Source organism: Bradyrhizobium altum, assembly GCF_020889705.1.
Classification (GTDB): domain Bacteria; phylum Pseudomonadota; class Alphaproteobacteria; order Rhizobiales; family Xanthobacteraceae; genus Bradyrhizobium; species Bradyrhizobium altum.
Window position 1 is genome coordinate 16,404 of record NZ_JACMYP010000098.1, and the last position, 12,691, is coordinate 29,094.

A 12,691-nucleotide genomic window follows, 5' to 3' on the forward strand; every position below is an offset into this window, starting at 1 on the left:
TCCCTTCCCAGTCCGGGCTGCAAACGGCTTGGCATGGTCCAGCCGGATTGTTGGACCTTGGTCCTATCGGCGGGCGCGTTTCACTGTATGGTGATGCGCTTTGAGACAAGATCTCGGCGCAACTGTTTGCCTGCACACAGTCTACAGCGCAGGCTGTCTCGGGTTTCCGATGAGGACTAGGGAACACGTGGTGGCGAAATGGTCGTGAGCCTTGCTTAGAAGATGGAAGCCGGCTTTAGGCCGCGGGAATTTCGACCTCGGTAGCCACTCGAACAGCAGTCTCAATCTCCGCATATAGATCAACGGCGTGCTCCGGCGCGGCGATTGATATAACGAGGGTATAGCGTCCCCTGTCGGTCACCCGTTGCTGTCCTACGTGCGATTTCCACCAACCGCCAACCGGATAAACCGCGACTGCATCATGGCCAGCTAAGTCGACCGCGTGACCGCGCCACAGATCGCAATGGAGCGACCCGGCTTGCACGGCTTTTGGACCAAGCAACCAGCAGTCGGCTTCCTTGTCAGCAGTGGTCCCATCCTTATCTTGCGCAGCGTTGATGCGCGCCCGGAATGCTGCGTCGGTCTCGGTCCGCTTCTTGATCGCGAAACGTAGGCCGAAAGATCGATACGTTTCGGGTCGCGTGGCGGCGCGGCCCGTCAGGTTTGGCTCGATGAAGTAGGAGAGCGTCACCTTCATGGTGACGATCTCATTCTCGAGCTGCTCCAGCGCCGCCCGCGGCCAGGGCAGATCATAGAAATGCATTTCGTTGAATACGCCGGTGCGTCCATCCTTGCCGAAGGCGAAGGGTTGGATTTCCGCTTCCGCGACTAACGTTACGTCGTTGCTGGCAGATAAGATCGCGCGCTCGAGATCCGGCACGCCGTAGCCCACCTCGCGAAGGAGTTTCTGCCGATCGGCCTTCGAGATTGTTGTCTTCCAGTGCGCCCCGCTGCCAATAAGCTTCTTTCGAATTGGCTCCGGCCAAGTCGCGCTATCTACGGCAAGGGCCCGATGCGTCTCCGGCCATCGTTCAGATAGGGCTGCCTGAAGCCGACCAGCAAAGTTGCCTGCCAACCCGGCTGCCGCGCTCGTCGCCCAGAAGGGCACCAGAGGCTCGGTGATAACGTCTGATCCGGTCGCAAGCAGCGAGACTGCCCGATGCCATCCGCAGAAGCCGGTATCGTCGGATAGCATGTTTCCGGCCTCGAACAGCACCTCCGGCTTGATCGGCGTCAGATCGTCGGGCAGTGACTGAGACCCGCGGCTGAAAGGGCTGCGGTGGTTGGCGGGTACGACCGGCTCGAGAGCTGGCGGTGGGGCCGGTGCTTGCTCCTTGCGCGTGAAGCCGCCGATCGTCAGCGCGTTCCAACTCTGCGCAGGATCCTCAAGCGGTTGCAACGGGACCACGTCGACCATCATCCCGCCTGAAACGTTGCCCGTCGCGACCAAAACGAGCCGCTTTGGTGCTCCAGACGCAGGCACACCATCGGCCGGGTCGCCGGGCATTGAGCCTGCGGCGACTTGATCGAGTGCCCCGCTCCAACTCGATGGCCGGTTCGGCGGAAAGTCGATTGCGGAGTTGGCAAGACAGAATGAGCGTGTCACGTTTGGTCGTTCGATTTCGACCTGCGCAACGGCACCTTGGGTGACCACTCCGTAGCTTGGTGGCTTAGTCGGCGGGAAGCCCTGCGGCGGGAGCAGCTTCATGGATTCCACGCCGTGGGTGAGCTCCAATGGCTCCGCTCCGTTCATGTGCGGCTCAAGGTCGCCGTAGAGAATAAGACCGGCGACGCCCGTTCCGTGGCCCCCGTCAGGCGCGTGATCGTCCGTTCCCCAAGCCGCATCGTAGGCCCATGCGCCTTTCAGGCCGGCCGCGATGAGGGGGTGCCCGGCCGCAACTCCGGTATCGAGCGTGCAGACCACGGACGCGTCATCTGGCGTCGGCACCACGCGTTCGGCGAGCTCGGCTACCCAATCGTGCTGCCCCAGCCCGCCCTTGCCGCGGTCCAAGAAGGGCTCGATGGTGCCGAGCGCACGTCGGATTTCATTGATTGCCCCGGCCACTCGCGCCGCGAAGTCGGCGAGCGCAGGCGCGGCAGCGTGGACGAAAACGACGGTCGTGTCGGGGAAGAGGAGGCGATCGGCATGGACGTCGAGGTTAGCAGCGCGTGCGAGATCAGCGACTCGTTCAGCTCGGCCCGGCCCGCGCTGGACCCAAAGTTCCCACCAGACGACGTCCGGTACGTTGAAGTCGACGTCACCGACGAAGAGCGATCCGACGGGGGCGGCCGCGATCGTTTCGACGACCTCGAAGCGATCAATGTCAGGACGTCGCGCGTTGCCTGGATCGCGCCCGTAGTCCCTGATGCGGCCCTGGAGGAAAGTGCGGGCATCGTCGGGTACGAACAACAGCGCACTCTCTGTGCGATCGTCTCTTCGCTCGGTTCTTAGGACCACGATCTCTTGCACGGGAAAATCCAGCGTCGTTGGCACCTTCGCCGCCTTGATGCGTGACCCTTCGTCGGGCGGGCGCGTCGAAACCTCGACCACTGTGCCCGGCTTCAACCCTTCGATTCGCAAGCGCGCATCAGCGGCCGGCGCGGGCAGCGCGCCCAGTGCATCCGTTAGCTGATCGAGCAGGGTGTCGGCGTGCGCAGCATAGTTCTCGCGCAGTGGCTTTCGCTGCTGGGCGCGCGCCGGATATTCGTACTGCGTCGCTTCCCGAAATGCATCGATTGAGATGTGCGGACGATCTCGCGTCCCGTAATCTTCAGGCCCCGCCATTTGACCCTAACCCTTGAGCATAAATGTTCCATCCCTCCGGCAGGCGATGGGTGTCGCTACCGCCGGCGGAATTTGCCCTTCAGGGTCTGACGGTTCTGAAGCGCGCGCCCGAGAGCGTTCGGCAACACCTTCGAGCCGCCTTCGAGAATTGCGTCCTTAACAACCGCATCGGCCGCACGGACGAGCTCGCCCTGACTTAACCCGTCGAGCGCGGACTCGACGGACGACCACGAGCCGCTGAGTTTGAAGTTTCCAAGTCGCCGCTCGAGGATCGCGCGCGCCGCTTGCCCATCCGGATAGCTATACTCAATTACCTCGTCGAACCGCCGCGCTAGCGCCTCGTCGAGGATCCCCACGTGGTTAGTGGCGGCGAGCACCAGACTGTCGGTCGAGTTGGGCTCCTCCATGAAGGCGAGCACCGAGTTGAGCACGCGGCGGATCTCGCCCACGTCGTTCGGATCGCCTCGATGCGAGCCGATCGCGTCGAACTCATCGAGTAGGTATACGCCCCGCATTTGCGCGATCTGATCAAACAGCAGGCGCAACTTCGCAGCCGTTTCGCCGAAGTAGCGACTGAACAGTGCTTCGAGCCGGACAGTGAATAAGGGCAGGTGCAGTTCACCTGCCAGCGCGGACGCTGTCATAGTCTTGCCGGTGCCTGGCGGGCCGACCAGCAGCATGTGGGTGGTCGGGGCCTGTCCATGGTCGCGCAGTCTCGTTCGTTCCTGCTGCTGGCGTACAATGCGGCTTAGACGCTCCCGCACGTTCTCCGAAAGGACCATGCTAGCGAGCGTGACCTTGGGGTAGGTGCTCTCGACGAGACCCTGCAGCTCGCCGCGCGGGCGCGCGAGCGGGATTGGCGTTTGGCCGCTGGCCGGACGACCGCTCCGTTGCTGGTTGCGGGCTTTCTGGACCAAACGTTTGAGCTTCTCGGCTTCCTCGGCGTGACCTTGCCGGGCCTCTTGCGCCGCGACCTGAAGGGCGATGGAAAGAAACTGCTCTACGTCGCCCTCGATATGAGAGTTGAGGAGAGCGAATAGGTGCTTTGTCGACATGCTCCCCTCCTTTCTTGTTGGGGGTTAATATAGGCCTGAACGCACTTAATACCCGGTTCAGAAACCCAGTTAATGCGGGCTTAGGCTAGCCATTGGCCTCTTCTTTGACTTCTTAGCCTAGCCGACTGATTCCGCCCAGCACTCGCGCATAACTGCCAGCCGAGACTTTCGTTCTACTTCGGCGCGAAAGAGACGCAAGCCGACAAGTCTGTGGTGCTTTTCGTGGTCCATTTCGAAAAGCGCGCAGAGAACAGTAAGTATATTCAATGTGATGCGCACATAGTGCGATGCCCTCTTGCGCACCAACAATTAGCTCTCGGATCGTCGATCTCGAAAGCGCGTCAACGTAACGGCCGGGGTAATCGGGCCGACGTCATGCTTCAAGTTGACCTTGGATATGATAGGAACAAAATAGGAACACGTGGGGCCGATTCGGCTGCTGTGGATTGTGGGCATTACGAAGACAACGCCAGACGGCGACGAACGCGGATAGTCTCACCCTGCTGATTCGGATATTTGACCGCGATGTACGAAGCTCGAAAAGTCTGCAACTTCGTTCTCGCGCGCTACGATGCGCAGCGATTCCAACTGAGCAATCTCCGTTTGAACAAGCTGCTCTTCTTCATGCATGCCGCGTCGCTCGCTACACGCCAGGACGGTCTAATCCGAAACCACTTCGAAGCGTGGCAATACGGTCCGGTTGTGCGGCCGGTTTTCGATGCGTTCAAAAAGCACGGTGACCGATGGATTACTGAGCCAGCGACCTTCTTGGACTATGCCACGGGCCAACATCGCTCGATCCCATTCGACGACATTCGCCCAGAAGACCGCGAACTGATCGATGCGGTCTTTGCGCAGTACTGTGGGTTTTCAACCGGGCAGTTAGTCGCTCTATCGCACGAGCCCGGTGGTCCGTGGGACTTGGTGTATCGAGCGCACCTTGCGGACCGCACAGCGAGTCCGCGTATCCCGAATGATCTGATTCGGCGTCACTTCGCTGGGGAGGTCAAGTCCTCATCTCGACATTAAGTGGGAAACCGTTCGACTCGACGGAATCGTGCCAATGATCCACTATTGCGGACGAAGGAGATTCGTCCCATGGCAAGTCGTGGAAAAACTTTCGAGTTGCTAGATTTTCCGAAGTTCGCCTATCCGTCCGTCGTCGGAATGGACGCCGTTCTGACGTCGCAGAATGTGTCCGACCGTTTGGGCGGCGGCGGGTTCATGTCGTACGCAGCGATATGGCCGAGAATGGCTGCAATTGTTGGCGGTCACGCCAACGATGCCTTTATTGAGAAGGAATTCGGCTTCTACGACGAAGACTGGAAGAACGAATCCATCCGCGATGCAGTTCGACTTCTGCGTAAGCATTTTGGCGGTCGCGGCACGTGGTACTCACTCCCAACAAAGCCGATCTCTGTGCTCGGGTTTTTGTTCAAGCCGAGTATCAAGGGAATTTGGTTCGTTGATGGTCGGGCTTATGCGGTGCTCATAAATGCTCGCAAACGCCAGCGGTTGTTTCCGGACCATCTTCGGTTTCTTGCTCGCGGCGTTTATGAGCTGCATTGCATCGATGATCCGAACGACCCGACGCCGCTTATCATTGATCTTAGCGAACATGACTTGGGTGAGGGGCGGTCGCTGAATGTTCACGAAATGCCGGTCGAGTCGGCTATTTCGCTGGACGAGTTCGATGCGGCCGTTCGGGAATTCGTGAAGGCGCTCGAACTTGCCGGTGTCGCCCGCGCTTTGCCGGACGGGAGCATCATCGATCTCTTTCGGAAGCGCTAGCTGTTCGGAGTTCAGAACGAATGAGCCCGGCACTACTGCCGGGCTCTGTTCTTTGACGGGGTCGGGGGGCGAATCCCTCTTGCTGCACGCTTCATCTCCCGCCTCGATCCGATCGGCGGTCGAGTTTCGGCACTCTAGATTCGCGCCCCGCACAATCCGCTCATGATCGCGATCGCGACCAGCCGCCGGCCACGAGCCCGGTTGCCCAGATCCGGTTGGCGATCGTGGTGGTCACGCCGTGCGCGATCAGGACGCCGCGCAAACCCGATGCGAGATGGGCGAGGACGAAGAACACGCCGAGCGCGTAGTGCGGCACCGGGCGGATGCTCCCGGCATCGTGGATCAGGCCAACAGGTGCACCCGACGCCCAGGCCCAGTTGGTATCGATGTGGTGCACGGCCCGCGCGGAGACCAGTGCCGAATTCAGATGGGTGACGATGAACGCGGCGAGGTAGATGCCGGAGCCGATCTGAAACACGCGACGCGAGAGCTACCTTAGATTGCAATCCTGTGATATGAATGATTTCGACGATCGCATTCATTTATCGGTAAAAGGCCGGGGTCCGCATCGGATTTGCCACCTCAGGAGCGCTGTGATGCTGTGGAAACACTCGCTTGAATCGCAAGTCATTTTAGCAAAAAAACATCTTAAGGCTTTCGAGGGTAAGTCTACCGAATTTAGGCAGTATTCCGCTCGTCAAGTCGACGCTCTTAAGTTACTCGGCGGGGCCAACGCGGCATTACTAACCTCGACTGCGCTTTTCTTAACGTCCACTGCCGCGCCCAAAGTTGTCTTCGCGAGATTGATCGCAAAACTATGCTTTCTGATCTTTGCTATCGGACTAGCGCATTTTGCATACGCTTATTGGCGCAACTATCATTGGGAGCGAACGATCGATGTTATTCTCTTGGATTACCGCGCCGATGAAGAGCTAAACCTAAATGACTCTCGCATAAGCGGTGCGGCGGAAGATAGCCGACCGGTGGGCCCAGCTACGGCCATCTCTCTACTTTGCCTTTGCCTCGGCGGCGGTGTAGCCCTCGTCGGATTCTTATTGTTCGTCTAGCCGACGCGATTTCGGAAATGGTAGCTCCCGCTCGGCTCGGGTCCGCCCTTTGAACTAAATCGAGATCAGCAGTGCGAGGCGATGGCAAGGCGTATGGTCGACTTCGCTAGGCACAAGCGATAGCGCTGGATCAACTTACACGGTTGTTGGAGAGATTTGAGAGGGGCGTCCATGGCATTTCCCAATTCAGTGTTCTGGCATCGTGCTCGGCGCGCAATCGCGTCGGGATCACCGGTTCTCCTAGCCAGCGGCTTGGTCATCGCAGGTTTTGCAGCCACGAATGTTAAAGCGGGATTGGGTCTAGGTAATGCACTCGTATGGGGAGTGTTGGTCCTTGCGATCCTGCTCTTGTTATTTCAAATGCGCGCGGAGTATCGGAAGCGGACATACGACCCGACTTGGGTGCTGAAGTTTGTAGATTACTTTCATGAGGACACAATGCGGTCTGTAAGGTGCCATGCATCGGACTACCTAAAGACCAATGCAGCCCAGGTCGCGAACTGCGAGTCTACCGATATAGATGATCTTCTAGATTTCTTTGATCAAGTTGGGTTTTACCTCCAAGGAGACCAAATAACGGCGGAAGCAGCGCACCATGCATTTCATCATTGGATAAGGGGATATTGGTCCGCAGCGCGCGACTACGTTAGGGCAAAACAAAATGACGAGCCGTGCCTTTGGGAGTTTGTCGAAGTTGTATTCGACATGACTGATCAGATAGAGCGGGAGAGGTCCAAGGGCACGGGCGTGGGTCTCTTGGACAAAGAAGGAATCGCGATGTTTCTGGACGAAGAGATCGAATCCACGTGCGGATCCAATGACGAAGATCAGGCTGACGATTCTGCTGTCCAATGATTTGATTGGTTGGCTCGGGCTCTTATTTCTCCGTTGACCCTACCGGCGTCACCGCCTGGCTTGAGGCCCTTGAACACGTGCTTGTCACCGTCCGCGAGACGTCGCGCGATGGTGCGATCCCTGCGGCGCCGGATGCAAGGCCGACGTCAGACCGGCCCGCGACCGCGCACCGGTCGAGCCATCGCCGCCACGCGCGGCGCTGGACCGAGGGCCGCATCATCGACGAGCTGCATCGCCGCGGGATTTACTGGTAGCCCGGCACCTGCCGGCTACTTTGCATGGGGTTATTTTCGATATTTTGGTGAGAGCCGCAGCCGCAGGGCGGGATGAAGGTCGCTGCGATCAGAAAACGAAAGCGCCCCCGGATCGGATCCGGGGGCGCGCTTTGCGTTGAGCGTGTCGAATGCGTTGGCTGTGTTACTCGGCGACCGTCTGCACGACATTGCCGATCGGCCGGCCCGTTGCGATCGGCTTCTCGGTCTTCGCCATCATCGCGTCGTATTCGGGCAGCGTCTCGATCTGGGTCTTGGCCTTCATCCAGACCACCTTGTAGCCGCCCGCCTTCAGCTTGCGCAGCAGCGTGGGCAGTGCCTGCGCGGTGTGCTTCTGCAAATCGTGCATCAGGATGATGCCCTTGTGCTCCTTGTCGAGCTTGGTCATCACGTTGTTGATCACTTCGTCCGAGCTCTTGGACTTGAAGTCGTTGGAGTCGACGTCGACCGAGAACATCGCGATGTTGCGGGTGCCGAGATAGGCCGTCGTCGCCGGGGTGTGCGCCAGCGCCGGGAAGCGGAAGAACGGAGCGGGGTTCGCACCCAGCGCCAGCTTCACCGCGCTAAAGCCCTTCTCGATCTCGTCCTTGGCCTGCTGCTCGGTGATCTTCTTGCCGGCCAGGTGTGCGTGTGACCAGGTGTGGGCGCCGATGGTGTGGCCGGCGGCGGCGACCTGGCGGAGGATATCAGGGTGATAGGTGGTGTGCAGGCCGATCGGGAAGAACACCGCCCTGGTGCACTCGTCCGCCAGCGCCTTGAGCACGGCGGGCGTGGTCGGCCACGGGCCGTCGTCGAAGGTCAGCACGACCTCATGGTCGGTCAGGAAGTCATACTGCTTGTACTGCAGGAAGCCGAAGCCCGGGCCGCCAGTGGTGTCGACCACGACGGTGCGGCTGATGCCGAGCGCATCGGGATTGGCGCATTTGGGCATGGCCGCGACCGGGGCGGGCGCCGCCGGTGCGGGGGCTGCGGCCGGGGCTGCCGCCTGGGTGGCATCGGCGCGCTTCGACAGCGCGGCGGTCGTCTCGACATCGTCCTTGGCAGCCTGCTTTGCCGCTGCCGCAGGGAGCGGATCGGCCTTGGCTGCGGCAGTTGTCTGCGGAGGAGCCGCGTCGGCACGCGGGGAGGAGGTCCAGAACCACACGCAGGCGATCACGATCGCCGCTACAACACTGGCCAGCATCAGGCCCAACGCACTACGCATCGCTAACACTCTCTTGGAACTCGGGATACGCCACAGCCGCAACGAGCGATTAATGCCAACAAGGTCTTAACGCGATCCCAACAAGGCGCCGGAAGGACAACAAAAAGCGGGCCTTACCCGTGCGTGATGATCGTCACAGTCTTCAGACGCGCTGCCGTTCAGGATCGGACGATCGAACAACGGGCCCCGCCATTTGCGGCGCCGATGGGAGCCGATCATGACCACCGTCTTCGAAAGTCAGGTTCTAGGGCGTGCAGTTCGCAGCGTCGGCGTCGCGCTGGCCTTTGCGGCCACCGTTTCCGTGCTGTCGTCGACCGCGAGCTTTGCGTTCAGCGCCGAAGCGCAGCAGATGTGCTCGGGTGACGCGTTCCGCCTGTGCAGCGCGGAGATCCCGAACATCCCCAGGATCACCGCCTGCATGGTCAGGAATCGCTCCCAGCTGAGCAGCGGCTGCCGGGTGGTGCTGGATCGCGATCTCGCCGCCCAGCGCAGGGCCGCCGCGGAGTGATTTTTGCGCGGCATCTGACGGGGCAAACCTGCGGCGACGAGACGCAGGCCGTCTCCGGATGGTCATCCCGGGGCGGAACCTGCCGATCGCCCCCGGTTTCAAGCTTCTTCGCGGCCCTGAAACGCTATAGAACCGGCGTTGCATTCCTTAGAGGCATTGAAGATGACACGATTTCTGGTCGCCGTCGTTCCACTGGTTCTGTTGACGTCGGCCGGCTCGGCACAGCAGCAGGGGCGTGATGCCTGCTCGCGCGACGCCTCGCGGTTCTGCCGCGCCCATCTCAGCGAGGGCGATCAGGTCGTGCTGGCCTGCCTGAAGGAGCATCGCAGCCGCCTCAGCAAGGCCTGCCAGCAGACGCTCATCGATAACGGGCAGTAGCTTCAATCACCGTCGTTCCGGGATGCGCGCAAGCGCAGACCCGGAACCTCGAGATTCCGGGCTCATGCTTCGCATGCCCCGGAATGACGACTGAGACTACGTGCTGCTGCCCGCCGCGGTCGCGACCACCGGGATCACTTCCTTGGCGGCGCGGTCCGGGGTCTCGTCCTTCCAGCGCACCGAACCGAACGGACGCTCCAGCATCCGGCGCACGCGGATCGGCTCGGCGCCGATGTGGAAGTCGGCCGCCTTCTGATGCAGTTCGCGCTCGATCTGGGTGGCGCGGTTGCGCTGGCGCAGGAAATCCAGCCAGGTCGGGCAATGATACCGCTCAGTCCACAATTCGGGATCGGCGATGTCGCGCGCGATCGACCAGCCATAGGCGCCGTTGCGCTGGCGGCTCAGCTGCACGTCCTGCATCACATTGTGGAAGGCACGCGCCTTGTCCTGCGCCACCCGGTATTCGATCTCGACCACCAAGGGCCCGCTGCGCCCGGTCAGTTGCAGCCGCACCTCGGGATCGGCCAGTGTGTCGGTGGCGTCCTCGTTGCGCGCGCCGACCGGCGGCATCCTGAGCCAGATGCCGAGCACCGGCGACAGCAGCATCAGCCCGGCGGAGATCAACAGCGCCATCTCGACGCCGCCGAGGTCCGTGATGCGGCCCCAGCACCAGCTTCCGATTGCGATGCCGCCGGCGATCGAGGCCTGAAAGGCGGCAAGCGAACGGCCTGCGACCCAGCGCGGCGCCGAGAGCTGCACGCCGATATTGAACAGCGCGATCGCAAGCATCCACACCGCGCCGGCAACCACCAGCGCGGCGGCGGTGAGCACCGGCTGCTTGCTCACGGCGACGATGGCGATCGCGACGCCCATCAGCAGCGCGCAGGTGCGCACCGCGGCTTCGCCGCTGAGCCGGCTGCGGATCTCGCTGATGTTGAGCGCGCCGATCACCGCGCCCATGCCGAAGGCGCCGAGCATGATGCCGTAGGTCTGCGCGCCGCCATGCAGCAGGTCGCGCGCCACCAGCGGCATCAGCGCCGAGACCGATCCGCCGATGATGCCGGTCACCATGGTGCGGGTCAGCACGATCCTGATCGACGGCGAATTGGTGATGTAGCGCACGCCGGAGACGATGGCGCGGTTCAGCCGCTCGCGCGGCAGCCGCGACGGCTCGCTGACGCGATTCCACAGGAACAGCACGGCGAGCAGCGGCAGATACAACACGGCGTTGGCGGCGAATGCCGCCACGGCGCCTGCGGAGGCGACCACGATGCCGCCGATCGCCGGGCCGAAGCTGCGCGCGATGTTGTAGCTGATGCCGTTCAGTGCGACCGCGGCGGGCAGCGTCTCCGACGGCACCTGCTCGCTGACCGAGGATTGCCAGGCCGGACCGAACAGCGCCATGCCGCTGCCGACGACGAAGCAGAGCGCGAGCAGGATGTTCGGCGTCACCAGATTGAGCCAGGCCAGCACCGTCAGCGTGGTGGCGCCGGAGAGTGCGATCGCCAGCGACACCAGGGCGACGATGCGGCGGTCATGCATGTCGGCGATGGCGCCGGCCGGCATCGCGATCAGCATCACCGGCAGCATCAGCGCGGTCTGCACCAGCGCGACCTGGTCGGCCTCCGCGGTCATCTGGGTCATCGCCCAGGCGGCGCCGACGCCCTGGATCAGGATGCCGAGATTGGAGAGCAGGCTGGCGAGCCAGATTCGCCTGAAGATTGAATGCCGCAACGGTGCAGTGATACTGTCGGGTCGATCAGGCGGTGCGGTCATATCCGGTTCCGGTTGGCCTGCTATGGCTGTTGAATGATTCCAGCTGCATCAACTGATGCCCGCGAAACGCGTGTCCTGTCCAGCGTTTACGGTATCCTTACGGGCTGTAGGACACAGCTAAAGCACTGAAAGACCTGAGGAAGGGGACCGATGGCGCTGTCGCGGCGAACAATCTTGCAAGGGGCCGGCGCGCTGTCCCTGCTGTCCGGCCGTCTTGCTGTCCCGGCCCTGGTTCAGTCGGCCCTGGCTCAGCCGGCGCCTGCCGACGACATCCCGCCGATCCTGTTCGTGCATGGCAATGGCGATCACGCCGCGCTCTGGCTGACGACGCTCTGGCGGATGGAATCCAACGGCGTGCCGCGCGAGCGCATGGCCGCGATCAATTTCACCGATCCCTTGGCGCGCACGGACGACAAGGTCGAGCAGGCGGGCCGCTCCTCGACCGAGGATCAGCGCCGCGAGCTCGCCGAGGCGGTCAGGGAGCTGAAGCAGAAGAGCGGCGCCGCACGCATCGCGCTGGTCGGAAATTCGCGCGGCGGCAATGCGATCCGCAACACCATCAAGAATGGTGGCGGCGACGACATCAGCCACGCGGTGCTGTGCGGCACGCCCAATCACGGTGTGTATGCCTCGGACGACGGGCTCGGCAACGAGTTCAACGGGCGCGGTCCGTTCCTGCGCGGGCTGAACGACGGCGACAGCGAAGTGACTGCTGGCACCGCATTCATGACCTTGCGTAGCGATGGCCTCGACAAATATGCGCAAGCCGACGGCCGCTTCATCGGCAAGCCGGGCACGCCGACCAACGTCACGGCCGAAGGTCCGGCGCTGAAAGGCGCGACCAACCTGGTGCTCGGCGCCGTGGATCATCGCGAGACCGCGTATCATCCGCGCGCCTTTCGCGAGATCTACAAATTCATTGCGGGGCACGAGCCGTCGCGCATCGAGATCGTGCCGGAGACGGCGGTGAGGCTGAGCGGCCTCGTCACGGGCACGCCCG

13 protein-coding genes are annotated in these 12,691 nt (G+C 62.0%); 8 read left to right on the forward strand and 5 right to left on the reverse strand.

What is annotated here, in order from left to right:
• Positions 1-235 precede the first annotated feature (235 nt).
• Together H8B02_RS23015 and H8B02_RS23020 are read right to left on the reverse strand one after the other, a co-directional pair.
• Positions 236-2,785: a S8 family peptidase gene (locus tag H8B02_RS23015; protein WP_229168397.1), complete on the reverse strand. Its 2,550-nt coding sequence runs from the start codon at positions 2,783-2,785 to the stop codon at positions 236-238.
• A gap of 56 nt (positions 2,786-2,841) precedes the next feature.
• Positions 2,842-3,840 carry an AAA family ATPase gene (locus tag H8B02_RS23020; RefSeq protein WP_229168398.1) on the reverse strand — a complete coding sequence of 333 codons (999 nt, stop codon included), beginning with the start codon at positions 3,838-3,840 and terminating at the stop codon, positions 2,842-2,844.
• A 525-nt stretch (positions 3,841-4,365) separates the two neighbouring features.
• Between H8B02_RS23020 and H8B02_RS23025 the strand changes: the two genes are divergently transcribed.
• Together H8B02_RS23025 and H8B02_RS23030 are read left to right on the forward strand one after the other, a co-directional pair.
• Positions 4,366-4,869 (forward strand): Panacea domain-containing protein, encoded by a 504-nt coding sequence (locus H8B02_RS23025; protein ID WP_229168399.1) that lies wholly within the window; start codon positions 4,366-4,368, stop codon positions 4,867-4,869.
• Between the two features lie 69 nt (positions 4,870-4,938).
• Complete coding sequence (locus H8B02_RS23030; RefSeq protein WP_229168400.1) at positions 4,939-5,631, forward strand: hypothetical protein; 693 nt, start codon at positions 4,939-4,941, stop codon at positions 5,629-5,631.
• Between the two features lie 160 nt (positions 5,632-5,791).
• Here H8B02_RS23030 and H8B02_RS23035 read toward each other — a convergent pair whose 3' ends face one another.
• Entirely contained in the window at positions 5,792-6,109 is a 318-nt protein-coding gene (locus tag H8B02_RS23035) for a hypothetical protein (protein WP_229168401.1), read from the reverse strand.
• A gap of 118 nt (positions 6,110-6,227) precedes the next feature.
• On the opposite strand from H8B02_RS23035, the gene H8B02_RS23040 reads away from it, so the two are divergent.
• From H8B02_RS23040 to H8B02_RS23050, 3 genes are all read left to right on the forward strand, one after another.
• Entirely contained in the window at positions 6,228-6,698 is a 471-nt protein-coding gene (locus H8B02_RS23040; RefSeq protein ID WP_229168402.1) for a hypothetical protein, read from the forward strand.
• A 171-nt stretch (positions 6,699-6,869) separates the two neighbouring features.
• Entirely contained in the window at positions 6,870-7,553 is a 684-nt protein-coding gene (locus tag H8B02_RS23045) for a hypothetical protein (RefSeq protein WP_229168403.1), read from the forward strand.
• Positions 7,554-7,630: 77 nt separating this feature from the next.
• Positions 7,631-7,807: a hypothetical protein gene (locus tag H8B02_RS23050; RefSeq protein ID WP_229168404.1), complete on the forward strand. Its 177-nt coding sequence runs from the start codon at positions 7,631-7,633 to the stop codon at positions 7,805-7,807.
• A gap of 163 nt (positions 7,808-7,970) precedes the next feature.
• Here the strand turns inward: H8B02_RS23050 and H8B02_RS23055 are convergent, their stop codons facing one another.
• Positions 7,971-9,029 (reverse strand): polysaccharide deacetylase family protein, encoded by a 1,059-nt coding sequence (locus H8B02_RS23055; RefSeq protein ID WP_229168405.1) that lies wholly within the window; start codon positions 9,027-9,029, stop codon positions 7,971-7,973.
• Between the two features lie 217 nt (positions 9,030-9,246).
• On the opposite strand from H8B02_RS23055, the gene H8B02_RS23060 reads away from it, so the two are divergent.
• A complete protein-coding gene (locus H8B02_RS23060) occupies positions 9,247-9,537 on the forward strand; it encodes a hypothetical protein (protein WP_229168406.1) in 291 nt (96 codons plus the stop codon).
• Between the two features lie 162 nt (positions 9,538-9,699).
• A complete protein-coding gene (locus H8B02_RS23065) occupies positions 9,700-9,915 on the forward strand; it encodes a cysteine rich repeat-containing protein (protein WP_229168407.1) in 216 nt (71 codons plus the stop codon).
• Between the two features lie 96 nt (positions 9,916-10,011).
• Here H8B02_RS23065 and H8B02_RS23070 read toward each other — a convergent pair whose 3' ends face one another.
• Positions 10,012-11,691 (reverse strand): MFS transporter, encoded by a 1,680-nt coding sequence (locus tag H8B02_RS23070; RefSeq protein WP_229168408.1) that lies wholly within the window; start codon positions 11,689-11,691, stop codon positions 10,012-10,014.
• Positions 11,692-11,841: 150 nt separating this feature from the next.
• Between H8B02_RS23070 and H8B02_RS23075 the strand changes: the two genes are divergently transcribed.
• On the forward strand, positions 11,842-12,691 hold an 850-nt coding region (locus H8B02_RS23075), incomplete at its 3' end, for an esterase/lipase family protein (protein ID WP_376711703.1).

Excerpts from the sequence above, each read along its gene's own strand:
- H8B02_RS23015 (WP_229168397.1), bottom strand. The coding sequence starts at position 2,785 with ATGGCGGGGCCTGAAGATTACGGGACGCGAGATCGTCCGCACATCTCA.
- H8B02_RS23020 (WP_229168398.1), bottom strand. The coding sequence starts at position 3,840 with ATGTCGACAAAGCACCTATTCGCTCTCCTCAACTCTCATATCGAGGGC.
- H8B02_RS23025 (WP_229168399.1), top strand. The coding sequence starts at position 4,366 with ATGTACGAAGCTCGAAAAGTCTGCAACTTCGTTCTCGCGCGCTACGAT.
- H8B02_RS23030 (WP_229168400.1), top strand. The coding sequence starts at position 4,939 with ATGGCAAGTCGTGGAAAAACTTTCGAGTTGCTAGATTTTCCGAAGTTC.
- H8B02_RS23040 (WP_229168402.1), top strand. The coding sequence starts at position 6,228 with ATGCTGTGGAAACACTCGCTTGAATCGCAAGTCATTTTAGCAAAAAAA.
- H8B02_RS23045 (WP_229168403.1), top strand. The coding sequence starts at position 6,870 with ATGGCATTTCCCAATTCAGTGTTCTGGCATCGTGCTCGGCGCGCAATC.
- H8B02_RS23055 (WP_229168405.1), bottom strand. The coding sequence starts at position 9,029 with ATGCGTAGTGCGTTGGGCCTGATGCTGGCCAGTGTTGTAGCGGCGATC.
- H8B02_RS23060 (WP_229168406.1), top strand. The coding sequence starts at position 9,247 with ATGACCACCGTCTTCGAAAGTCAGGTTCTAGGGCGTGCAGTTCGCAGC.
- H8B02_RS23065 (WP_229168407.1), top strand. The coding sequence starts at position 9,700 with ATGACACGATTTCTGGTCGCCGTCGTTCCACTGGTTCTGTTGACGTCG.
- H8B02_RS23070 (WP_229168408.1), bottom strand. The coding sequence starts at position 11,691 with ATGACCGCACCGCCTGATCGACCCGACAGTATCACTGCACCGTTGCGG.